The sequence below is a fragment of the Mycobacterium paraterrae genome (assembly GCF_022430545.2).
Classification (GTDB): Bacteria; Actinomycetota; Actinomycetes; order Mycobacteriales; family Mycobacteriaceae; genus Mycobacterium; species Mycobacterium paraterrae.
This window is the reverse complement of record NZ_CP092488.2, coordinates 1,253,409-1,274,863: the sequence shown is the minus strand read 5'-3', so window position 1 is coordinate 1,274,863 and position 21,455 is coordinate 1,253,409. Positions and strand designations below refer to the sequence as shown.

The following is a 21,455-nucleotide window of genomic DNA, read 5'->3' as shown; positions in this document are numbered from 1 at the left end:
TGACCCGCCGCGCTCGGCGCCTGCGCCGAGCTCGCGATCACCACGGGGTCAGTTGGTGGTGACCCGCCGCGCTCGGCGCCTGCGCCGAGCTGGCGATCACCACGGGGCGGTAACCTGGACTATTCCAGCTGCGTGTATCGGGAAGGACCGGGCCGGCGACGGCCGATGATTGATGAACCGGAAAAACGTAATCCGCACGCTCACGGCCATCGCGGTCGTGCTGCTGCTTGGCTGGTCTTTCTTCTACTTCAGCGACGACACGCGCGGCTTCAAGCCGGTCGACACCTCAGTCGCGACGGCTCAGATCAAGGCCGGCAACGTCAAGAGCGCCCAGATCGACGACCGAGAGCAGCAGGTCCGGCTCACGTTGAAGAGCGCAGCGACCGGGACCGACGGCTCCGACAAGATCATCACCCACTTCCCGAGCGGCTACGCGGTGCCGCTGTTCGACCAACTCAACAGCAAAGACGCCCAGGTCAGCACGGTGGTCAACCAGGGCAGCATCATCGGCTCGCTGGTGGTCTACGTGCTGCCCCTGTTGTTGCTGGTCGGCCTGTTCATGATGTTCTCCCGGATGCAGGGTGGCGCCCGGATGGGCTTCGGGTTCGGTAAGTCGCGAGCCAAGATGCTCAACAAGGACATGCCGAAGACCACGTTCGCCGACGTCGCCGGCGCCGACGAAGCGGTCGAAGAGCTCTACGAGATCAAAGACTTTCTGCAGAACCCGACGCGATACCAGGCGCTCGGCGCCAAGATCCCCAAGGGCGTGCTGCTCTACGGTCCGCCGGGAACTGGTAAGACGCTGCTGGCACGGGCCGTCGCCGGGGAAGCCGGGGTGCCGTTCTTCACCATCTCCGGCTCTGACTTCGTCGAGATGTTCGTCGGCGTCGGGGCGTCCCGGGTGCGCGACCTGTTCGAACAGGCCAAACAGAACAGCCCCTGCATCATCTTCGTCGACGAAATCGATGCCGTTGGTCGGCAACGCGGCGCCGGGCTCGGTGGCGGTCACGACGAGCGTGAACAGACGCTGAACCAGCTGCTGGTGGAGATGGACGGCTTCGGCGACCGTCAAGGCGTCATCCTGATCGCGGCGACCAACCGGCCCGACATCCTCGACCCCGCCCTACTGCGGCCCGGCCGCTTCGATCGCCAGATCCCGGTGTCGAGCCCCGACCTGGCGGGCCGGCGCGCGGTGCTGCGGGTGCACGCCAAGGGCAAGCCTTTCGGCCCCGACGTCGAGTTCGACGGCTTGGCCAAGCGGACCGTCGGCATGACGGGGGCCGACCTGGAGAACGTGATCAACGAGGCGGCGCTGCTGACGGCTCGGGAGAACGGCACCGTGATCACCGGGGCTGCGCTGGAAGAGGCGGTCGACCGGGTGGTCGGCGGCCCGCGGCGCAAGAGCCGGATCATCAGCGAGCAGGAAAAGAAGACCATCGCCTACCACGAGGCCGGCCACACCCTGGCCGGCTGGGCAATGCCCGGGCTGGACCCGGTCTACAAGGTGACGATCCTGGCCCGCGGCAAGACCGGTGGGCACGCCTTGGCGGTACCCGAGGACGACAAGGGCATGCACACGCGCTCGGAGCTTGTCGCCCGGTTGGTGATGGCGCTGGGCGGGCGAGCGGCCGAGGAACTGGTATTCCGCGAGCCCACCACGGGGGCGTCCTCCGACATCGAGCACGCCACCAAAGTGGCTCGTGCGATGGTCACGGAATTCGGCATGAGCTCCAAGCTGGGGGCCGTCAAGTACGGGACCGAAGCGGGCGATCCCTTCCTTGGCCGGACCATGGGCAACCAGCCGGACTACTCGCACGAGGTGGCGCGCGAAATCGACGAGGAAGTGCGCAAACTCATCGAAGCTGCGCACACCGAGGCCTGGGAGATCCTGACCGAGTACCGGGACGTACTCGACGCTGTAGCCGGCGAACTCCTCGAGAAGGAGACGCTGCATCGCGCCGACCTGGAGGCGATCTTCGCCGACGTCGAAAAGCGGCCGCGCCTTACCCTTTTCGACGACTTCGGGGGCCGTATCCCGTCGGACAAGCCGCCGATCAAGACGCCCGGCGAGCTGGCGATCGAGCGCGGCGAGCCGTGGCCCAAGCCGGAGCCCGAGCCGGCCTTCAAGGCGGCCATCGCGGCGGCGGCGCGTGAGCGCGCTGATGCCGAGCGAAGCGCAAACGGCAACAACGGATCTCACGCAGGCTCCAACGGTGGCCAGCAGAACTCCACACAGCCCGACTACGGAGCGCCCGCCGGATGGCACGCGCCGGGATGGCCACCACCGCAGCAGCCGGGCTACTGGTACCCGCCGCCGCAGCCGCAGCCACACTGGCCGGGGCCGCCGCACCAGAACGCGGGCCAGCCCTATCCGCCGTATCCGCCGTACCCGCCGCCCGGTGCACCCGCGCCGGAGCCAGGCCAGGCCGCCGATCCATCGGGTGGCGGCGGCTCGAGTCCGTCCAACCCCTCGACGCACGGCTGACACGAACAGGGCGCCCATGGCATCAACAGCACAGCAGAATTCCCACACCGTGACCTTGAACAAACCGGTGTTCGATCAACCGCGCGCCGAAGCTGCCATCCGCGAATTGCTCTACGCCATCGGCGAAGACCCCGACCGGCACGGACTGGTCGATACCCCGGCGCGTGTCGCGCGCAGTTTCCAGGAGATGTTCGCTGGCCTGTACAGCGACCCGGATGCCGTGCTGGACACCACTTTTGACGAGCAGCATGACGAGCTTGTGCTGATCAAAGAGATCCCGATGTACTCGACCTGCGAGCATCACCTGGTGGCCTTCCACGGTGTGGCGCACGTGGGCTACATCCCCGGCCAGGACGGCCGGGTGACTGGGTTGTCCAAGATCGCCCGACTGGTCGACATGTACGCCAAGCGGCCGCAAGTCCAGGAACGCCTCACCGCGCAGATCGCCGACGCGCTGATGCGCAAGCTCGACCCGCGGGGTGCCATCGTGGTGATCGAGGCCGAACACCTATGCATGTCGATGCGGGGTGTCCGCAAGCCCGGCGCGGTGACCACGACCTCGGCTGTGCGCGGACAGTTCAAGTCCAACAGTGCATCTCGAGCGGAGGCGCTCGAGCTGATCCTGCGCAAGTGACCCCGACGCACGTCCAGGTCATGGGGGTGGTCAACGTCACCGACGACTCGTTCTCGGATGGCGGCCGTTATCTCGATGCCGAACGTGCTGTCCAGCATGGGCTGTCATTGGCCGCCGACGGAGCGACGATTGTCGACGTTGGTGGCGAGTCGACCCGACCCGGCGCGCAGCGCATCGACCCAAGAGTCGAAACCGACCGGGTGGTTCCTGTCATCAAAGAGCTTGCGGCACAAGGTATTACTGTCAGCGTCGACACCATGCACGCCGGTGTGGCGCAGGCTGCTCTGGAAAACGGCGCATCCATGGTCAACGACGTCTCCGGCGGTCGCGCCGACGAGGCTATGACGCCGCTACTGGCCGAGGCAGACGTGCCCTGGGTGCTGATGCACTGGCGTTCGGTCTCGGCCGACAAGCCGCATCAGGTGCCCCCGTATCGCGACGTGGTCGTCGAAGTCCGCGACGAGTTAATGGGCTGCGTCGACAACGCGGTTGCCGCCGGAGTGGACCCGGCTAGGTTGATCATCGATCCCGGCCTTGGTTTCGCGAAGTCCGCGCGAGACAATTGGGCGTTGCTGCACGCGCTGCCGGAGTTGGTGGCCGGCGGTGTTCCGGTGCTGATCGGCGCGTCACGCAAACGCTTTCTCGGCAGTTTGCTGGCGGGTCCTGACGGGGAGGTTCGGCCGCCCGACGGCCGCGAGACCGCTACCGCGGTGGTGTCGGCGCTGGCGGCGCTGCATGGCGCCTGGGGAGTTCGGGTACACGACGTGCGCGCGTCGGTCGATGCTGTAAAAGTGGTCGAGGCGTGGGCACGGGGATCTGATGGCTGACCGAATAGAGTTGCGAGGGTTGAGGGTTCGCGGCAACCATGGCGTATTCGACCATGAGCGCACCGATGGTCAGGACTTCGTCGTCGACGTCATCGTCTGGATCGACCTCGCGGATGCGGCGGCCAGCGACGACCTCTCCGACACGTACGACTACGGCGTACTAGCCGAGCGGGCGGCCGCGGTCGTCGCTGGCCCGGCCCGTAACTTGATCGAGACGGTCGCCGGTGAGATCGCCGAGGACGTCATCAAGGACGAACGCGTGCACGCAGTGGAGGTGACGGTGCACAAGCCGCAGGCTCCGATTCCGCAGACCTTCGCCGACGTCGCGGTGGTGGCCCGCCGCTCCCGGCGGGGCGGACGAGGACAGGTGGTGCCTGCGTGACTTCCGCCGACGACGATGACGCCGGCAGGGCCGGCGTGGTGGGGGCACCTCCCGCTTGCGGGGGAGAGTGGCGCCGATGACCCGCGTCGTGCTGTCGATCGGATCCAACCTGGGCGACCGGCTGGCCCGGCTGCAGTCGGTGCTCGACCAGCTCGGAGACGCGGTACAGGCGGTGTCCCCGGTCTACGAGACCGCGGCGTGGGGCGGCGTCGAGCAGGGTCCGTTCCTGAACGCGGTGCTGATTGCCGAGGACGCGAGGCTCGACGGGCACGGCTGGCTGGACCGCGCTCAGCAGATGGAGGCCGCTGCCGATCGCGTGCGGGGGCAGAAGTGGGGCCCACGCACCCTGGACGTCGACCTGATCTGCTGCCACCTGACGTCGCTGGACGGCGACACCGAGCTCTTCTCCCTTGAAGACGGCCTCACCCTGCCGCACCCCCTTGCCCATTTGCGGGCATTTGTGCTGATTCCGTGGCTGGCCATCGACCCTGGCGCGACCCTGACGGTGGCGGGCGGAGCGCAGTCGGTAGCAAAGCTGATCGCCCAGTTGGATCCCGCGGACCGCGCCGGCGTGCGGCGTACCGAGTTCGTCCTCGAGCTGCGCACCGAAAGCTGATGGGTCCCACCCGCAAACGTGACTTGACCGCCGCGGCGCTCGGCACTGCGCTCGCGGGTTATCTGCTGGTCATCGCGGTGTATCGATGGTTTCCGCCGATCACGGTCCGGACCGGTCTGTCGCTGTTGGTGGTTGGCGTCGCCGAGGCGGCGTGGGGCCGGCATGTGCGGGCCAAGATCGCAGCCGGCGAAATCGGCGACGGCGCCGACCGGCTACATCCGCTGTCGGTGGCTCGCAGCCTGGTGATCGCGCAGGCGTCGGCGTGGGTCGGGGCTTTGGCATTGGGCTGGTGGGTGGCCGTGCTGACCTATCTGCTGCCGAGGCGGTCGTGGCTCCGCGTCGCCGCCGAGGACACCACCGGCACCGCGGTCGCGGCACTCAGTGCCCTGGTTCTGGTCGCTGCCGCGCTGTGGCTCCAGCATTGCTGTAAGTCGCCGGGAGACCCGACCGAGAACGGCGAGGGTGCTGAGAATTAGCTGGGGGCGACGACCACCCTATTTCCACGATTAGTCCAGGTGAGAAACGCCGGAGCACGACGACACGCGCAGCGACCCGGGGCCGGTACTCTCGGGCCATGACCGATCTGTCCCGCGGCGCCCGCGTGCGGCGCAGCGGCCGCAGACCGGGATGGGTGCTGCTGACGGCGTTGCTGGTACTGGCCATCGGCGCCAGTTCCGCACTCGTCTTCACCAACAGGGTAGAGCTGCTCAAACTCGCGGTGATTCTCGCTTTGTGGGCCGCCGTCGTTGCCGCATTCGTCTCGGTGATCTACCGCCGGCAGAGCGATGTGGATCAAGCCCGGGCGCGTGACCTGAAACTGGTCTACGACCTGCAGCTCGACCGAGAGATTTCAGCTCGCCGCGAATACGAGCTCACCGTGGAGTCTCAGCTGCGCCGCGAGTTGGCCTCCGAGCTGCGCGCGCAGGCCAACGACGAGGTATCGGAGTTGCGCGCCGAGCTGGCCGCGCTGCGCACCAATTTGGAAATCCTGTTCGACGCCGAGCTCAGTGAGCGGCCCGCCCTTGAGGGCGAACGCCGACCCGTGCGCGGCTACAGCGAATGGGACCGCGAAGACGAAAGCGCCCGAGAGCGCATCAACCGGGTGCAGTCGGTCCGGGCCGAAGAGCCCGCTCGCCGCGCCGACGATTCGATCATCGACGTGCACGAAGAGCCCCTGACCCCGGCCCAGCCCCGGCAGTCGGTCGCGGAGAGCCCACAGCAGTCGTATGCGCCACAAGCGCACGAGTATGCGCCCCCGCGACAGAATCGGTCCGCCGAGCAGCCTGGACCGGACCGCGGCTCGCATCGGCGAACCGGTGAGCAGGAAACTCCGGCCGCGCGAAATGAACCCGCGTCCGCCCCTTGGGCTCCGCCGTCCGCTCCTCCGTCGCCAGCCGGTCCGGCGGAACGTCGGCAGGAGGCCCGCAATTGGGCCCCGCCGCAGAACCCTGCCGGCGGAGGGCCCACGCCCAGTCCCAAGCCGCCAACCGGACCCGAGCAGGTCGAGCAGCAGCCGGGGCGCCGTTCCCACCGGCGCGCGGAGCCGCCTGGGCAGCCGGAGCCGCAGTATGCGCCGACACCGGCGCCAGAACCGCCCGCGCCGCCGCAGCAGGAACCGCCGCAGCAGCAGCCGCGCATCCAGTGGCCGCCACCGACCGCAACGCCGCGGCAGCCCGAGCAATCGGACGCGTGGCAGCCGGTGAGTCCCGAGGGGCAGTGGCTGCCGCCCGGAGCGCCCGGCAGCAACTGGAGCTCCAGCCAGCCAACCGGCCCCGCCCCGGCATCGTGGGCCTACGACAACGGACCGTCCCGAGACAAGCCGTCGTACCGCCCGCCGGCTCTCGGTGAGCCCGTGGAGCCGCCGCCCGAGCGTCGCGGCCGGCACTCCGGCGCACCTGCCGAACCAACCCCCGACGAGTCGTCCGAGCCGAGTGCCGACTTTGGCGAGTCGGGCCGTCGCGCACGATCCCGCCACTCCGCGGACTACGCCGATCCAGCCGAAGCAGCCCCCGCCCCGGCGATGTCGCCGGCCCCGCCTCCTCCACCGCCTCCCCCGCCCGCATCGCCCGACCGGGGTCCGGCGATGTCGCCGCCCCCGCTGCCCAGCGCCCGGCACCGCAGTGCCGACGACCCATCGGAGGCCGACGAGCCGCAATCCGGTGGCCAGTCGGTGGCCGAATTACTGGCCCGGCTACAAACCACCCCGTCCGAGGGCGGCGGCCGCCGCCGGCGTCGCGAGGACTGAGGCGAACACCACAGCGTTTCGGCTCGATTGTCGTTGTAGAGTCTTACCGACCGTCCGGTACCTGCTTCGCGGGACTGGAACGAAACCAAATGACTTGTGAGGGTCGTCTGCGATGGTGCAGTTCGACGGATTGCGCCCGGCGCGGCTCAAGGTGGGCATCGTGTCGGCCGGCCGGGTGGGTACCGCCTTAGGTGTCGCGTTAGAACGCGTCGACCACGTCGTCGTCGCCTGCAGCGCCGTCTCGCACGCCTCCCGGCAGCGCGCCCAGCGCCGACTTCCGGACACCCCTGTCATGTCGGTACCCGACGTCGCCGGAAACGCCGAATTGCTGCTGCTGGCGGTGCCCGACACCGAATTGCCGGGCCTGGTGTCGGGTTTGGCAGCCACGTCGGCGGTGCGCCCCGGCACCATCGTCGTCCACACCTCGGGTGTCAACGGCGTCGACGTCCTGGCGCCCCTGACGGATTGCATCCCGTTGGCCATCCATCCGGCCATGACGTTCACCGGCTCGGACGAGGACATTGCCCGGCTCCCGGACACCTGTTTCGGGATCACTGCCGCCGACGAGATTGGCTATGCGATCGCGCAGTCGCTTGTCCTCGAGATCGGCGGCGAACCCTTCCGGGTCCCCGAACAGGCCCGCACGCTGTATCACGCTGCGCTGGCGCACGCCGGCAATCACATCGTCACCGTGGTGACCGACGCGCTGGACGCGCTGCGGGCTGCGGTGTCGGGCACCGAGCTGCTCGGTCAACAACTCGTCGACTACCAGCCCGGTGGCATCGCCGAACGCATCCTGGGTCCGCTCGCTCGTGCGGCGTTGGAAAACACCCTGCAGCGTGGGCAGGCGGCGCTGACCGGCCCTATCGCCCGCGGAGACGCCGACGCTGTCGCTGGGCACCTCGACGCGCTGCGCAGTGTCGACCCGCAACTCGCGCAGGCCTACCGGGCCAATGCGCTGCGCACCGCCGAAAAGGTGCACGCCCCCGACGATGTGCTCGAGGTGCTGGCCCGGTGATCAGCCAGCGGACGCCGAAGTTCAATGCCGGCGAACTGAATGTCTACGCCGACCCGCGCGGTGTCGGTGACGTCAGCCGTGCGCTGCGGCGCACGGGCCGGCGGGTGATGCTGGTACCGACCATGGGTGCGCTGCACGACGGGCACCTTGCGCTGGTGCGGGCCGCCAAACGCGTGCCCGGGTCGGTTGTGGTGGTGTCGATCTTCGTCAACCCGTTGCAGTTCGGCGCCAACGAAGACCTCGAAGCCTATCCGCGGATCGTCGAGGCCGATCTCGAATTGCTGCGCGGTGCGGGAGTCGAAATTGCTTTCACACCAAGCGCTTTGGCGATGTATCCGGACGGACCACGTAGCACCGTCCACCCCGGCCCGCTGGGGTCCGAACTCGAGGGCGCCGCGCGCCCCACTCATTTCGCGGGCATGCTGACCGTCGTCTGCAAATTGATGCAGATTGTTGCGCCCGATCGAATCTTCTTCGGCGAGAAGGACTACCAGCAGCTGGTGCTGGTCCGGCAGATGGTCGCCGACCTCAACATCGACGTTCAAGTCGTCGGCGTGCCGATCGTGCGCGAAACGGACGGCCTGGCGATGTCGTCCCGCAACCGGTACCTCGAGCCCGCTCAACGCGAACTCGCCAGCGTCCTGTCGGCGGCGCTGCTGGCTGGATCGCACGCCGCGCCGGCCGGTGCTCAGGCTGCGCTGGACGCCGCCCGCGCGGTGCTTTCAGCGGAGCCGACGATCGAAGTGGATTACCTCGAAGTGCGCGACACCGCACTGGGCCCGGCCCCGGTGACCGGCCCCGGCCGCCTGCTGGTCGCCGCCCGACTGGGTACGACCCGGCTGCTCGACAACGTTGCCATCGAAATCGGAACAGAAGTCGGCATCGACGGGCAAGTGCCCGCGACGTCAGCTGAATCCCGCTCTGCGACGATGCGGGCCGCGCTGCGGCCCGAGGAGGAGCCGAGCAGTCAACCTCTCGAATCGCATTGGAGGAATTGATGTTACGGACAATGCTCAAGTCGAAGATCCACCGAGCGACGGTGACGCAAGCCGACCTGCACTACGTGGGCTCGGTGACCATCGACGCCGATCTGATGGACGCCGCCGACCTGCTCGAAGGTGAGCAGGTGACGATCGTCGACATCGACAACGGCGCCCGGCTGGTCACCTACGCGATCACCGGTGAGCGCGGCAGCGGTGTCATCGGGATCAACGGCGCGGCAGCGCATCTCGTGCATCCCGGCGACCTGGTGATCCTGATCGCGTACGCGCAGATGGAGGACGCCGAGGCGCGCAGCTACCAGCCCAAGATCGTTTTCGTCGACGCCGAGAACAACGCGATCGACTTGGGCAGCGACCCGGCATTCGTGCCGGCCGACGCGGGCGAGCTGGTCTCACCGCGATGAAGCTTGCCCGAACGAGAGACGCCTGACCGTGTTGCTGGCCATCGACGTCCGCAACACCCACACCGTCGTCGGATTGCTCTCCGGTGCCAAGGAGCACGCAAAGGTCGTGCAGCAGTGGCGGATTCGGACCGAATCCGAGATCACCGCCGACGAGCTCGCGTTGACCATTGACGGGCTGATCGGCGACGACTCCGACAAGCTCACCGGCGCATCGGCGCTGTCCACAGTGCCTTCGGTGCTGCATGAGGTGCGCCTGATGCTCGAGCAGTACTGGCCAACGGTGCCGCACGTCTTGATCGAGCCCGGGGTCCGCACCGGTATCCCGCTGCTGGTCGACAATCCCAAAGAAGTCGGCGCCGATCGGATCGTCAACTGCCTGGCTGCTTTTCAGAAGTACAACTCCGCCGCGATCGTCATCGACTTCGGATCCTCGATCTGCGTCGACGTGGTGTCCGCCAAGGGGGAATTCCTGGGCGGCGCGATCGCGCCGGGTATCCAGGTGTCTTCGGATGCCGCCGCAGCGCGTTCGGCCGCCCTGCGTCGCGTCGAGCTGGCCCGGCCCCGCTCGGTGGTCGGCAAGAATACCGTCGAATGTATGCAGTCCGGTGCAGTCTTCGGCTTCGCCGGCCTGGTGGACGGTCTGGTCGGCCGAATCCGCAATGACGTCGACGGCTTCGCCGGCGATAACGTCGCCGTAGTAGCCACCGGTCACACCGCGCCGTTGCTCCTGGCCGAATTGAATTCGGTCGACCACTACGACCAGCACCTGACCCTGCACGGCCTGCGCCTGGTCTTCGAACGCAACCGGGACAGCCAGCGTGGACGGCTCAAGACCGCGCGCTGACCGTCGCTGTTCCGCGATTAGAAGCCAGGGCTGCGATCGGTCGAGGATCACAACCGCTGCCGCTGGTTCGCGGTCCCGAGTCCTTTAAGCTGGCAGGTCGTGAACGCCGCCGGCTACGACTCCGAGGACCCACGCGACCTCCCCGAGCAGTTTCGGATCCGCCGGGACAAAAGACAGCGCCTGGCCGACGAGGGCCGCGATCCCTATCCCGTCGAAGTTGCGCGCACCCATACGCTGGCCGAGATTCGCGCCGCCTATCCGGACCTGGCCGCCGACTCCTCGACCGGTGACGTCGTCGGAGTTGCCGGACGCGTGGTTTTCGCCCGCAACTCGGGCAAGCTCTGCTTTGCCACCCTCCAGGAGGGTGACGGCACCCAGCTCCAAGTCATGCTCAGTCTCGCCAGCGTCGGTCAGCAAGCGCTCGACCAGTGGAAGGCCGACGTCGATATCGGCGACATCGTGTTCGTCCACGGCGAAGTGATCAGCTCGCGGCGCGGTGAACTGTCCGTGCTCGGCGACAGCTGGGAAATGGCGTCCAAGGCCTTGAGGCCGCTGCCGGTGGCCCATAAGGAGATGAGCGAAGAATCGCGGGTACGGCAGCGCTATGTCGACCTGATCGTGCGCCCGGAGGCGCGCACGATCGCTCGTCAGCGAATTGCCGTCATTCGTGCATTGCGCAATGCTCTCGAACAACGTGGCTTTTTAGAAGTCGAGACGCCGATGCTGCAGACGCTGGCGGGCGGGGCGGCGGCGCGCCCGTTCATCACCCACTCCAATGCGCTCGACATCGACCTCTACCTGCGTATCGCACCGGAACTCTTCCTGAAGCGCTGCGTCGTCGGGGGCTTCGACAGGGTCTTTGAACTAAATCGAGTGTTCCGAAACGAAGGCGCCGATTCCACACATTCTCCCGAATTTTCCATGTTGGAGACCTATCAAGCGTATGGAACGTATGACGATTCCGCGGTTGTAACCCGAGAGCTTATTCAACAGGTGGCTGACGAGGCGATCGGTACTCGACAACTCTCTCTGCCGGACGGCAGCATCTATGACATCGACGGAGAATGGGCGTCGATAGAAATGTATCCATCACTATCTAGCGCTCTTGGCGAAGAGATCACACCAAACACAGAAGTCGATCGCTTGCGTGCTATCGCCGCGTCACTTGGCGTTGAGGTTCCGGCTGATCGCGGGTACGGGCACGGCAAGTTGATCGAGGAACTTTGGGAGCACACGGTGGGCTCGACATTGACCGCGCCCACCTTCGTCAAGGATTTCCCGGTCGAGACAACGCCTTTGACCCGGCAACACCGCAGCATTGCCGGGGTGACTGAAAAGTGGGACCTGTATATCCGCGGATTCGAGCTGGCCACGGGATACTCCGAATTGATCGACCCGGTGGTGCAACGCGAACGGTTCGCCGAGCAGGCCCGTGCCGCGGCGGCCGGCGACGACGAGGCAATGATGCTTGACGAGGATTTCCTCGCGGCGCTCGAACACGCTATGCCGCCGTGCACCGGAACCGGAATGGGCATCGACCGACTGCTGATGGCTTTGACCGGGCTGTCAATTAGAGAGACGGTATTGTTTCCTATTGTGCGTCCGCATAGCAACTGAGCCGTTTCGGCGCACTGTATTGAATTACTCGTCGGATTATGGTAGATTGTCCGGCGGGGGCGGTCCAAGCACGTGTCTTGTATGGCAAGTGTCTGAGAAGAAAGCAGTGAGGCTCAGCCAATGGCGAAAAAAGTGACCGTTACCCTTGTTGACGATTTCGACGGCGAAGGCGCCGCAGATGAAACCGTCGAATTCGGCCTCGACGGGGTGACGTATGAGATTGATCTTTCGGCGAAGAATGCGACGAAACTTCGAAACGACTTGAAGCAGTGGGTGGAAGCCTCTCGGCGGGTCGGTGGCCGCCGCCGCGGACGCTCCAGCAACGGACGGGGCCGTGGCGCCATCGACCGCGAGCAGAGCGCGGCAATCCGCGACTGGGCCCGGCGTAATGGACACAACGTGTCGACTCGCGGCCGTATCCCCGCCGACGTGATTGACGCTTTCCACGCTGCGACCTAATTCACGGGCGCGGCACGCCGCGCTTTCGCTGGTGGCGAACTGATCGATCACCTACGCGGGAAACCATTCGGACTTTTCCCGCGTTGCTTTGTTGCAACTGCGTTGTAGCCGGGAACCCCGAAGTGGCTTAGCGATAGCAAGGTAGGAAGCCCGGCCCATCGACCACTACAGTGGACGACAGGTACGCGGTGTCGGCGCAGAAGCCGACAATGACGAAGTACCGATGGTGAGACTGCGCCATTGGTGAGAGAGGGCAAGGTAACCGCCAATGTTTGAAAGATTCACCGACCGTGCCCGCAGGGTGGTCGTCCTGGCGCAAGAAGAGGCCCGGATGCTCAACCACAACTACATCGGCACCGAGCACATCCTGCTCGGCCTCATCCACGAGGGCGAAGGCGTAGCGGCCAAGTCGCTGGAGTCGCTGGGCATCTCTCTAGAAGGTGTCCGCAGCCAGGTCGAGGAGATCATCGGCCAGGGTCAGCAGGCTCCGTCCGGTCACATCCCGTTCACCCCTCGTGCCAAGAAGGTCCTGGAGCTGAGCCTGCGCGAGGCGCTGCAGCTCGGCCACAACTACATCGGCACCGAGCACATTCTGCTCGGACTGATCCGTGAGGGTGAGGGCGTGGCCGCGCAGGTGCTGGTCAAGCTCGGCGCCGAACTCACCCGGGTGCGCCAGCAGGTCATCCAGCTGCTGAGTGGCTACCAGGGCAAGGAGACCGCCGAAGCCGGTACCGGCGGCCGCGGCGGAGAGTCCGGCAGCCCGTCGACCTCGTTGGTCCTGGACCAGTTCGGTCGCAACCTGACGGCGGCGGCGATGGAAGGCAAGCTCGACCCGGTGATCGGCCGGGAGAAGGAAATCGAGCGGGTCATGCAGGTGCTGTCCCGACGCACGAAGAACAACCCGGTGCTGATTGGTGAGCCCGGCGTCGGCAAGACAGCCGTCGTCGAAGGCCTGGCACAGGCGATCGTGCACGGCGAGGTGCCCGAGACGCTGAAGGACAAGCAGCTCTACACCCTCGACCTGGGTTCGCTGGTCGCCGGCAGCCGCTACCGCGGTGACTTCGAAGAGCGCCTGAAGAAGGTGCTCAAAGAGATCAACACCCGGGGCGACATCATCTTGTTCATCGACGAGCTGCACACGCTGGTCGGTGCCGGGGCGGCCGAAGGTGCGATCGACGCGGCGTCGATCCTCAAGCCCAAGCTGGCCCGCGGCGAGCTGCAGACGATCGGCGCCACCACCCTCGACGAGTACCGCAAGTACATCGAGAAGGACGCCGCGCTGGAGCGCCGCTTCCAGCCGGTGCAGGTCGGCGAGCCGACGGTGGAGCACACCATCGAAATCCTGAAGGGTCTGCGTGACCGCTATGAGGCGCACCACCGGGTGTCCATCACCGACGGCGCCGTTGCGGCCGCGGCCACCCTGGCCGACCGCTACATCAACGACAGGTTCCTGCCCGACAAGGCGATCGACCTGATCGACGAGGCCGGCGCGCGGATGCGGATCCGCCGGATGACGGCTCCGCCAGACCTGCGCGAGTTCGACGAGAAGATCGCCGACGCCCGCCGGGAAAAGGAGTCCGCGATCGACGCGCAGGACTTCGAGAAGGCGGCCAGCCTGCGCGACCGCGAGAAGCAGCTGGTTGCCCAGCGAGCCGAGCGCGAAAAGCAGTGGCGCTCGGGAGATCTCGACGTGGTCGCCGAAGTCGACGAGGAGCAGATCGCCGAGGTGCTCGGCAACTGGACCGGCATCCCGGTGTTCAAGCTCACCGAGGCCGAGACCACCCGGTTGCTGCGCATGGAAGACGAGCTGCACAAGCGGATCATCGGCCAGGAGGACGCCGTCAAGGCTGTCTCCAAGGCCATCCGCCGTACCCGTGCGGGGTTGAAGGACCCCAAGCGCCCGTCCGGTTCGTTCATCTTCGCCGGCCCGTCCGGTGTCGGTAAGACCGAGCTGTCCAAGGCGCTGGCGAACTTCCTGTTCGGCGATGACGACGCGCTCATCCAGATCGACATGGGCGAGTTCCACGACCGATTCACCGCTTCGCGACTGTTCGGTGCCCCACCGGGATACGTGGGCTACGAAGAGGGCGGCCAGCTCACTGAGAAGGTCCGGCGCAAGCCGTTCTCGGTGGTGCTGTTCGACGAGATCGAGAAGGCGCACCAGGAGATCTACAACAGCCTGTTGCAGGTGCTCGAGGACGGCCGCCTGACCGACGGTCAGGGCCGCACGGTCGACTTCAAGAACACCGTGCTGATCTTCACCTCGAACCTCGGTACCTCCGACATCAGCAAGGCGGTCGGCCTGGGCTTCACCCAGGGTGGCGGTGAGAACAACTACGAGCGGATGAAGCAGAAGGTCAACGACGAGCTGAAGAAGCACTTCCGCCCGGAGTTCCTGAACCGTATCGACGACATCATCGTCTTCCACCAGTTGACTCAGGAAGAGATCATCGAGATGGTCGACCTGATGATCGGCCGGGTCGGCAAGCAGCTCAAGGCCAAGGACATGGCCCTGGAGCTGACGGACAAGGCCAAGGCGCTGCTGGCCAAGCGCGGCTTCGACCCGGTGCTGGGCGCCCGTCCGCTGCGCCGGACCATCCAGCGCGAGATCGAGGACCAGCTGTCCGAGAAGATCCTGTTCGAAGAGGTCGGGCCCGGCCAGGTTGTCACGGTGGACGTGGACAACTGGGACGGCGAAGGCAACGGCGAGGACGCGGTGTTCACCTTCGTCGGGCACCGCAAGCCGGCCGAGTCTGACCTGGCCAGCACCGGCGCCCACGCGGCCGGTGGCACCGGGACTGCGACGCCGTAGTCATACAAGCTCGAAAGGCCGGCTAGCGCACAGCGTTAGCCGGCCTTTCGGCTATTCGGTGGACTCCGCCACCCGATAGCGAGCTTCGACGTTGGCCAGCTTCCAATAGGCGATTGCGCCGATCCAGGTGACCGCGAACAGCGCCACGATGACCAGGCCGGCGTTGTTCAGGTCGATGGCGCTGATCCAGCTGGTGACCGGGTCGTTCCAATTCAGGTCGTCGTGCAGGATCGACACCAGTTCGATCGACCCGATGAGCAATGCCACCGCGATCGACAGCCCGGTAACCGCGAGGTTGTAGAACACCTTGCGGACCGGTTGCATGAACGCCCAGTCGTAGGCCGCCGTCATCAGCAGACCGTCCAATGTGTCCATCAGCGTCATGCCGGCCGCGAACAGCAGCGGCACCACCAGGACGGCGTACCACGGCAGGCCGGCCGCCGCGCCGGTGCCGGCGAGCGCCAGCAATGCCACCTCGGTGGCGGTGTCGAAGCCCAGACCGAACAGCGCGCCCACCGGATACAGCTGTACTGGCCGGGTGATCCGATTCATGACCGGACGCAGCAGGCGAGCGAAGAATCCCCGATCGTTGAGCGCTGCTTCGATTTCGCGGTCGGAGTAGGAGCCGTGCCGCAGCCTGACGAATGCGCGGTAGATGCCGACCATCGCGATCACGTTGATGAGCGCGATGACGTAGAGGAATAGTCCGGAGGCCATGGTGCCCGCGATTCCCAGCAGGTGACGGGTCGGCGATTTCTCGTCGGCCAGTGTGCCGACCACCCGCGCGCCGACCATGATCAGTACGGCCATCAGCAGCACCAGCGTCGAATGGCCCATCGCGAACCAGAAGCCGACCGCCTTGGGCTTTCGGCCGTCGGACATCAGCTTGCGGGTGGTGTTGTCGATCGCGGCGATGTGGTCGGCGTCGAAGGCGTGCCGCAGCCCGAAAAGGTATGCGCTGGCACCCAATCCGGCGCCGAAAATCTGCGTGCCGGCCCGATAGTGGTGCGGCGCGATCACGAATATGAACACCGCGAAGCCGACCACGTGCATCAGCCCGATCACCGCGAGCAGCACACCGATCTCGACGAAGTCGCGACGATCCCAGGTCGACACCAGATGCCGGTAGAGGGGGAGCACGTGCGATCTAGCGTTGCGTACGCAGTAAGGCGAATACCTGCTTGGCGATCTGCAGCATCCACCCGGTGATGGCAGGGCCGTGATCACGGGGCCAATTCAGTTGGAAGCTCACCACCCACGGCTGACGCTCCTTGTCGATCGCATACCAGCTGAAGGTCAGATCACCAGGCAGCCCACCGGCTTTCGCGGCGATGTACGGCCAGTCGTTGCGGTCCAGGTTGACCCCGGTGGAGACATCCAAGATGTTCTTGACCGGTGCCGCCGGGCCCACCGCGCCGGCCTGCAGCGCGACGTGAACCCGGCAGATGTCGTCGGCATTGCCGTACCACTCGGCGTTCGACTCCGACGCCGGGACGTGAGCGCGGAACGGATCTGGTTGATAGGTAGCCGAATTAGCGCGCTGCAGCATCTGCGCGCGGACTTCGGGGGTGCCATTCTTCCATTGCTCGCGCACGTCCGGCCGCCCCCAGGCGACAGTGAACAGTTCGTACATCGTCGGGAACGGCGTCATCGCTGCCGGATCGTGGTGCCCCGTCTTGACCAGCGCGTCGTCGACGGCCTGCGGCCCAACCCGCTCGATCAGCATGTCGGTCGCCATGTTGTCGCTGGTGGCAATCATCTTCTCGGCGGCGGTGCGCACCGAAATCCGTGCTCCCACTGGCAGATCCATGCTCGATCCGACGGCTCGGCCCTTTTCGGTGACGGTCAGCTGGTCGTCCCAGGACAGCGTCCCCGCTTTGATCGCATCCGATACCGCGTCGAGCACGTACAGCTTGAAGATCGACGCCAGCGGCAACGACAGCTCGGTATTGGTGCCCGCCACCCGACGGCACTGGCCGTCGGTCACTTTGGTGGCCTGCCACGAATACCGGGCCTTGGTCTTACCGAGCACGGCGTCGACATCGCTGAACGACGAAATCTTCGGGGTCAACGTGGTGAGGTCGAATCCGTCGACCATCGTGTCGTCGTCAGTGTGAATCCGCATCTCTTGCTGGGCGCCGTACGACGTGGTCAGCTTCAGCGTTGCCGCACCCGCCTTGATGTCGACCCCGTTTAACGTGAAAGGCCGATCCCACCAAAGCTTTTCCATCATGCTCTGCACTTGGGGGACCATCTTGGGTGCTGCGAGGGTGCCGATTCCGACCGGACCGATGGGCCAATCCGAATTCAGCATGTCCAGTGTCTGTTGGGCACGCAGCCCGGCCGGCGTCCTCATGTCGATCTCCCGAGCCGAACCCGCCGCATTGGCCGCGGGTGTCCGCGGCGGCGCGCAAGCAGGAGTCAGGCCGGCGACGAGCGCGGCGGCGACCGCCAGTGCCGCGGCCCGGCGGCGCCGACCGCGTTTACTGGCCTGATCCGGCAACGTCCAACACAACCTCGAACTCCAGCAGGGACGCGCCGGTAGCTACCGGATTCTGCCGCTGACCGGCGTGCGCCTCGATGGCCGGGCCGGTCGCCCAGGCCTGGAAGGCTTCTTCGGACTCCCACTGCGTCACCACGAAGTATCGGTCTTCGCCCTTGACGGGGCGGAGCAGCTGGAAACCGAGGAAACCCGGCGAGTTCTCGACTGCGTGCGCGCGATGGGCGAACCGCTTCTCGAGTTCGGGGCCTGCATCCGCGGGCACCTCGATGGCGTTGATTTTCACCACTGGCATGGCGCAAGGCTACCGCGCGGGCCAATCGCGGCCCAAAGCGCGCAAAGATAGTCTTCATGGCCGCTGATCTGCTGACGCATCGTGGTGGGCACGGTGAGCCGGTCGTGTTGGTGCACGGGCTCATGGGTCGCGGGAGCACCTGGTCGCGCCAACTGCCTTGGCTGGCTGAGTTAGGCGCCGTCTACACCTACGACGCACCCTGGCACCGCGGCCGCCAGGTCGACGACCCGTTCCCGGTCAGCACGGAACGCTTCGTGGCGGACCTCGGCGACGCCGTCGCCACGCTCGGTCGCCCGGCCCGACTGGTCGGCCACTCGATGGGCGGCCTGCACTCGTGGTGTCTGGCCGCCGAGCGACCCGATCTGGTGTCGTCGTTGGTCATCGAGGACATGGCGCCGGACTTCTGCGGCCGGACCACCGGGCCGTGGGAGCCGTGGCTGCGCAGCCTGCCGGTCGAATTCGATTCCGCCGACCGGGTCATCGCGGAGTTCGGTGATGTCGCCGGCCGGTACTTCCTGGAAGCCTTCGACCGGACCGAAACCGGATGGCGGCTGCACGGCCAGATGTCCCGGTGGATCGAGATCGCGGCCGAATGGGGCACCCGCGACTACTGGTCGCAGTGGCAGGCGGTGCGTGTGCCGGCCCTGCTCATCGAAGCCGGCAATTCTGTGGCGCCGGCGGGCCAGATGTACGCGATGCACCAAAGCGGTTACCGCACAACGTATCTACGAGTTCCAGACGCCGGCCATCTGGTGCACGACGACGCGCCGCAGGCATACCGGCGTGCGGTCGAGGCGTTTTTGGCCTAGTTCTCTTCGCCGGACAGGGCGAATCGTCCGTCGCTGGTCTTAGCCACCAGGCCGTCAGCCAGCAGCGACTCCAGCGCCCGGTCGCGCTGCGCGGTGTCGCGGAGCCAGACGATGTCGAGCTGGTCGCGGGTCACCGGTAAGTCGTTGCCGCGCAACACGTCCAGCAGCCGTCCCCGCACCTGCCGGTCGGTTCCCGCATAGGTCTGCGCTCGACGAGCCGGGCCGTCCGACGGTGGAAAGCCCGCTTCCCGCCACCGGCATACGCTGAGCGGACACACGCCGCACTTCGGCGTCCGTGCCGTGCACACCGTCGCGCCCAATTCCATCAGCGCCGCCGAAAACGTGTGTGCCGTGGCATCTTCCGGTAGCAGTGCCGACACGTCCGCGTGGTCGCGGGTGGCTGAGGCCGGCCCGGAGTCGGCCTTCCCGTGCACTAGCCGGGCCACCACCCGGCGCACGTTGGTGTCGACCACCGGTACCGACTGCTGGTAGGCGAAGCACGCGATCGCGCGGGCGGTGTAGCTTCCGACACCGGGCAGCGTCAACAGCACCTCGACGTCGTCGGGAACGACGTCGCCGTGATCGCGAGCGATGACGACCGCGCACTCGTGCAGACGCTTCGCGCGGCGCGGATATCCCAATTTGCCCCAGGCGCGCACGATCTCACCGGGGCCGGCTGCCGCCGTCGCGGACGGAGTCGGCCACCGCGCGATCCAGTCACGCCAGATCGGCTCGACCCGGGACACCGGAGTTTGCTGCAGCATGAATTCGCTCACCATGATCTGCCATGGGGTCACGTCGGGATGCCGCCAAGGTAGATCGCGCTTCGACCGGTCATACCAGTCCAAGAGTTCACTATGCGTTATCGCGAGGGTCATGGCCGACTACGGCACAATGAGCGCCATGCCGAATACCGATCCAGTAACTGCGTGGAAAGCACTCAGAGAGGGTAACGAGCGCTTCGTCGCAGGCGAGCCCCAACACCCGAGCCAAAGCATCCAGCACCGCGCCAGCCTGGCCAAAGGCCAGAAGCCGACGACGGCGCTGTTCGGCTGTGGTGACAGTCGGGTTGCCGCCGAGCTCATCTTCGACCAGGGTCTGGGCGACATGTTCGTGGTTCGGACGGCCGGCCACGTGATCGACTCGTCGGTGCTGGGATCGCTGGAGTTCGCTGTCGGTGCACTGGGTGTCTCGGTGATCGTGATCCTCGGGCACGACAGTTGCGGCGCCGTCAAGGCGACGCTGGCCGCGCTCGACGAAGGCACGCTGCCCGGCGGTTACGTGCGCGACCTGGTCGAGCGCGTGACCCCGTCGATCTTGCTGGGTCGCCGCGAGGGCCTCAGTCGTGCCGACGAGTTCGAGGCGCGGCATGTGGTGGAGACCGGCAACCAGCTCGTCGAGCGTTCATCGGCCATCGCCGCGGCGGTGGCCGCCGGCGACTTGGCGATCGTCGGCGCCACTTACCACCTGGCCGACGGCCGGGTGGTCATCCGCAACATCATCGGTGACGTCGGCGACAAGGTCGACGCCTGATCTCCTAGAACGTGTTGGTGAGGTAGAACTCCAACGAGTTGACGAGGCTCTCCAGCAGGCCGCTGTTGGCGGCGCCACCCTCGAACACCGCCGTCAGCCAGGCCTCGGCGTTGTTGATGCCGGCGTCGGAGATGTTCACGTAGGTCAGAAGGTTGTCGGTCATGGTGGTCGCGTCTGCGACCTCCTCCGGCGTCAAGCCGAGGTACTCGACATGGGTGGTGAACAGGTTCCACAGCGGGTTCAGCAGACCACCCTGCTCGAAGTCCGGCTGGAAGTCGGCAACCCCGTCGCCGGCCAACGTGTAGATCGTCGTCGGGTACAGGTCATTGGCTGTCACGTTGCCCAGGACGCCGTCCATGCCGAGGTCTGTGAGCAAGGTGTTGGTCAGCTGGGTGCCGAAAAGCCCGTCCAGGTCGGCGACCAGGTTCGGCCAGATCCCGGTGTCGGCGAGCGACGGGTCGCCGATGAATACGAAATGCAGGTCGTCCGTCGGGATTCCGTCGGCCTGCAGTTGAGTCATCGCGATCGACTCCGCGGTCGCGCTCTGCGAGTAGCCGAATATCGTCAGCGGGTGCTCGGCGCTGAAGGCGCCGACTTCGTATTCGTTCTTGACGGCGAGAACGATGTCGTCGGCTGCGGTGAGACTGCTCGGACCCTGCTGGATTAGTTCCGGTGTGGTCAGGACCTGCAGCGGGGCGGCACAGGGGTCGGTCGCGATCATGTCGCAGACCGTTGAAGACGTCGCGCCACCGTCGAAGCCGAGCGGGTTCAGGTACAGATTCTCGACGGTCTGCGCGAAGGCGGTCGAGGGCGTCGGCTCGGTGGTGCCGCCCAGAATGATCGCGGTGTCGCTGGCCGCCAGCGGGCCGAGCAACGTCTCGTCGGCGTGGGCTGCCTGACTCGTCCACACGCCGGCGAGGCCGGTCATGAAGCCGACGGCGGCAATTCCTCCGAACAACCGGTATCCGTTCATA

General features: G+C 66.4%; 21 protein-coding genes. 16 read left to right on the top strand and 5 right to left on the bottom strand.

Annotated features, from left to right (window positions below):
• Positions 1-172: 172 nt before the first annotated feature.
• From ftsH to clpC1, 14 genes are all read left to right on the top strand, one after another.
• Positions 173-2,485 (top strand): ATP-dependent zinc metalloprotease FtsH, encoded by a 2,313-nt coding sequence (gene ftsH, locus MKK62_RS06080; RefSeq protein WP_240261897.1) that lies wholly within the window; start codon positions 173-175, stop codon positions 2,483-2,485.
• Positions 2,486-2,501: 16 nt separating this feature from the next.
• Positions 2,502-3,119, top strand: coding sequence for a GTP cyclohydrolase I FolE (gene folE, locus MKK62_RS06075; RefSeq protein WP_240261898.1), 618 nt, complete (start codon positions 2,502-2,504; stop codon positions 3,117-3,119).
• Positions 3,116-3,946, top strand: coding sequence for a dihydropteroate synthase (gene folP, locus MKK62_RS06070; RefSeq protein ID WP_240261899.1), 831 nt, complete (start codon positions 3,116-3,118; stop codon positions 3,944-3,946). The genes folE and folP overlap by 4 nt, the downstream gene beginning before the upstream one ends.
• Positions 3,939-4,328 carry a dihydroneopterin aldolase gene (gene folB, locus MKK62_RS06065; RefSeq protein WP_240261900.1) on the top strand — a complete coding sequence of 130 codons (390 nt, stop codon included), beginning with the start codon at positions 3,939-3,941 and terminating at the stop codon, positions 4,326-4,328. Before folP ends, folB begins: the two co-directional genes overlap by 8 nt.
• Before the next feature lie 76 nt (positions 4,329-4,404).
• Positions 4,405-4,944 (top strand): 2-amino-4-hydroxy-6-hydroxymethyldihydropteridine diphosphokinase, encoded by a 540-nt coding sequence (gene folK, locus MKK62_RS06060; protein ID WP_240261901.1) that lies wholly within the window; start codon positions 4,405-4,407, stop codon positions 4,942-4,944.
• Entirely contained in the window at positions 4,944-5,420 is a 477-nt protein-coding gene (locus MKK62_RS06055; RefSeq protein WP_240261902.1) for a DUF3180 domain-containing protein, read from the top strand. Before folK ends, MKK62_RS06055 begins: the two co-directional genes overlap by 1 nt.
• 98 nt (positions 5,421-5,518) lie before the next feature.
• The gene (locus tag MKK62_RS06050; RefSeq protein WP_240261903.1) at positions 5,519-7,189 is read left to right on the top strand and encodes a DUF6779 domain-containing protein; all 1,671 of its coding nucleotides are present in this window, start codon (positions 5,519-5,521) and stop codon (positions 7,187-7,189) included.
• Positions 7,190-7,301: 112 nt separating this feature from the next.
• On the top strand, positions 7,302-8,207 hold the full coding sequence (locus tag MKK62_RS06045) for a Rossmann-like and DUF2520 domain-containing protein (protein WP_240261904.1): 906 nt from the start codon (positions 7,302-7,304) through the stop codon (positions 8,205-8,207).
• Positions 8,207-9,205: a pantoate--beta-alanine ligase gene (panC, locus tag MKK62_RS06040; RefSeq protein ID WP_240263805.1), complete on the top strand. Its 999-nt coding sequence runs from the start codon at positions 8,207-8,209 to the stop codon at positions 9,203-9,205. The genes MKK62_RS06045 and panC overlap by 1 nt, the downstream gene beginning before the upstream one ends.
• Positions 9,205-9,612: an aspartate 1-decarboxylase gene (gene panD, locus MKK62_RS06035; RefSeq protein WP_240261905.1), complete on the top strand. Its 408-nt coding sequence runs from the start codon at positions 9,205-9,207 to the stop codon at positions 9,610-9,612. Before panC ends, panD begins: the two co-directional genes overlap by 1 nt.
• Positions 9,613-9,640: 28 nt before the next feature.
• The gene (locus MKK62_RS06030; RefSeq protein ID WP_240261906.1) at positions 9,641-10,456 is read left to right on the top strand and encodes a type III pantothenate kinase; all 816 of its coding nucleotides are present in this window, start codon (positions 9,641-9,643) and stop codon (positions 10,454-10,456) included.
• 99 nt (positions 10,457-10,555) lie between these two features.
• Positions 10,556-12,073: a lysine--tRNA ligase gene (gene lysS / locus MKK62_RS06025; protein WP_240261907.1), complete on the top strand. Its 1,518-nt coding sequence runs from the start codon at positions 10,556-10,558 to the stop codon at positions 12,071-12,073.
• A gap of 120 nt (positions 12,074-12,193) precedes the next feature.
• A complete protein-coding gene (gene lsr2, locus MKK62_RS06020) occupies positions 12,194-12,532 on the top strand; it encodes a histone-like nucleoid-structuring protein Lsr2 (protein ID WP_240261908.1) in 339 nt (112 codons plus the stop codon).
• A gap of 268 nt (positions 12,533-12,800) precedes the next feature.
• On the top strand, positions 12,801-15,344 hold the full coding sequence (gene clpC1, locus MKK62_RS06015) for an ATP-dependent protease ATP-binding subunit ClpC (protein ID WP_240261909.1): 2,544 nt from the start codon (positions 12,801-12,803) through the stop codon (positions 15,342-15,344).
• Positions 15,345-15,395: 51 nt separating this feature from the next.
• Here the strand turns inward: clpC1 and nicT are convergent, their stop codons facing one another.
• Genes nicT through mhuD form a run of 3 tightly spaced genes read right to left on the bottom strand, consistent with a single transcriptional unit; the run spans position 15,396 to position 18,139 of the window.
• Entirely contained in the window at positions 15,396-16,484 is a 1,089-nt protein-coding gene (gene nicT / locus MKK62_RS06010; RefSeq protein WP_240261910.1) for a Nickel transporter NicT, read from the bottom strand.
• Positions 16,485-16,491: 7 nt separating this feature from the next.
• Positions 16,492-17,859 (bottom strand): serine hydrolase, encoded by a 1,368-nt coding sequence (locus MKK62_RS06005; RefSeq protein WP_240261911.1) that lies wholly within the window; start codon positions 17,857-17,859, stop codon positions 16,492-16,494.
• Entirely contained in the window at positions 17,828-18,139 is a 312-nt protein-coding gene (mhuD, locus tag MKK62_RS06000; RefSeq protein ID WP_240261912.1) for a mycobilin-forming heme oxygenase MhuD, read from the bottom strand. The genes MKK62_RS06005 and mhuD overlap by 32 nt, the downstream gene beginning before the upstream one ends.
• A 56-nt stretch (positions 18,140-18,195) precedes the next feature.
• On the opposite strand from mhuD, the gene MKK62_RS05995 reads away from it, so the two are divergent.
• Entirely contained in the window at positions 18,196-18,948 is a 753-nt protein-coding gene (locus MKK62_RS05995; RefSeq protein ID WP_434085027.1) for an alpha/beta fold hydrolase, read from the top strand.
• Here MKK62_RS05995 and MKK62_RS05990 read toward each other — a convergent pair.
• Positions 18,945-19,826: an HhH-GPD family protein gene (locus tag MKK62_RS05990; RefSeq protein WP_240261913.1), complete on the bottom strand. Its 882-nt coding sequence runs from the start codon at positions 19,824-19,826 to the stop codon at positions 18,945-18,947. The genes MKK62_RS05995 and MKK62_RS05990 overlap by 4 nt on opposite strands.
• A 25-nt stretch (positions 19,827-19,851) precedes the next feature.
• Here MKK62_RS05990 and MKK62_RS05985 point away from each other — a divergent pair, with 25 nt between their 5' ends.
• On the top strand, positions 19,852-20,481 hold the full coding sequence (locus tag MKK62_RS05985) for a carbonic anhydrase (protein WP_240261914.1): 630 nt from the start codon (positions 19,852-19,854) through the stop codon (positions 20,479-20,481).
• 4 nt (positions 20,482-20,485) lie between these two features.
• On the opposite strand, the gene MKK62_RS05980 is transcribed toward MKK62_RS05985, so the two are convergent.
• A complete protein-coding gene (locus MKK62_RS05980) occupies positions 20,486-21,454 on the bottom strand; it encodes a PE-PPE domain-containing protein (RefSeq protein ID WP_240261915.1) in 969 nt (322 codons plus the stop codon).
• Between the last annotated feature and the right edge of the window lies 1 nt (position 21,455).

What these genes read in the sequence shown, in the direction of transcription:
- ftsH (WP_240261897.1), top strand. Translation starts at nt 173, where the DNA reads ATGAACCGGAAAAACGTAATCCGCACGCTCACGGCCATCGCGGTCGTG.
- folE (WP_240261898.1), top strand. Translation starts at nt 2,502, where the DNA reads ATGGCATCAACAGCACAGCAGAATTCCCACACCGTGACCTTGAACAAA.
- folB (WP_240261900.1), top strand. Translation starts at nt 3,939, where the DNA reads ATGGCTGACCGAATAGAGTTGCGAGGGTTGAGGGTTCGCGGCAACCAT.
- folK (WP_240261901.1), top strand. Translation starts at nt 4,405, where the DNA reads ATGACCCGCGTCGTGCTGTCGATCGGATCCAACCTGGGCGACCGGCTG.
- MKK62_RS06055 (WP_240261902.1), top strand. Translation starts at nt 4,944, where the DNA reads ATGGGTCCCACCCGCAAACGTGACTTGACCGCCGCGGCGCTCGGCACT.
- MKK62_RS06050 (WP_240261903.1), top strand. Translation starts at nt 5,519, where the DNA reads ATGACCGATCTGTCCCGCGGCGCCCGCGTGCGGCGCAGCGGCCGCAGA.
- MKK62_RS06045 (WP_240261904.1), top strand. Translation starts at nt 7,302, where the DNA reads ATGGTGCAGTTCGACGGATTGCGCCCGGCGCGGCTCAAGGTGGGCATC.
- panD (WP_240261905.1), top strand. Translation starts at nt 9,205, where the DNA reads ATGTTACGGACAATGCTCAAGTCGAAGATCCACCGAGCGACGGTGACG.
- lsr2 (WP_240261908.1), top strand. Translation starts at nt 12,194, where the DNA reads ATGGCGAAAAAAGTGACCGTTACCCTTGTTGACGATTTCGACGGCGAA.
- clpC1 (WP_240261909.1), top strand. Translation starts at nt 12,801, where the DNA reads ATGTTTGAAAGATTCACCGACCGTGCCCGCAGGGTGGTCGTCCTGGCG.
- mhuD (WP_240261912.1), bottom strand. Translation starts at nt 18,139, where the DNA reads ATGCCAGTGGTGAAAATCAACGCCATCGAGGTGCCCGCGGATGCAGGC.
- MKK62_RS05995 (WP_434085027.1), top strand. Translation starts at nt 18,196, where the DNA reads ATGGCCGCTGATCTGCTGACGCATCGTGGTGGGCACGGTGAGCCGGTC.
- MKK62_RS05990 (WP_240261913.1), bottom strand. Translation starts at nt 19,826, where the DNA reads ATGACCCTCGCGATAACGCATAGTGAACTCTTGGACTGGTATGACCGG.
- MKK62_RS05985 (WP_240261914.1), top strand. Translation starts at nt 19,852, where the DNA reads ATGCCGAATACCGATCCAGTAACTGCGTGGAAAGCACTCAGAGAGGGT.
- MKK62_RS05980 (WP_240261915.1), bottom strand. Translation starts at nt 21,454, where the DNA reads ATGAACGGATACCGGTTGTTCGGAGGAATTGCCGCCGTCGGCTTCATG.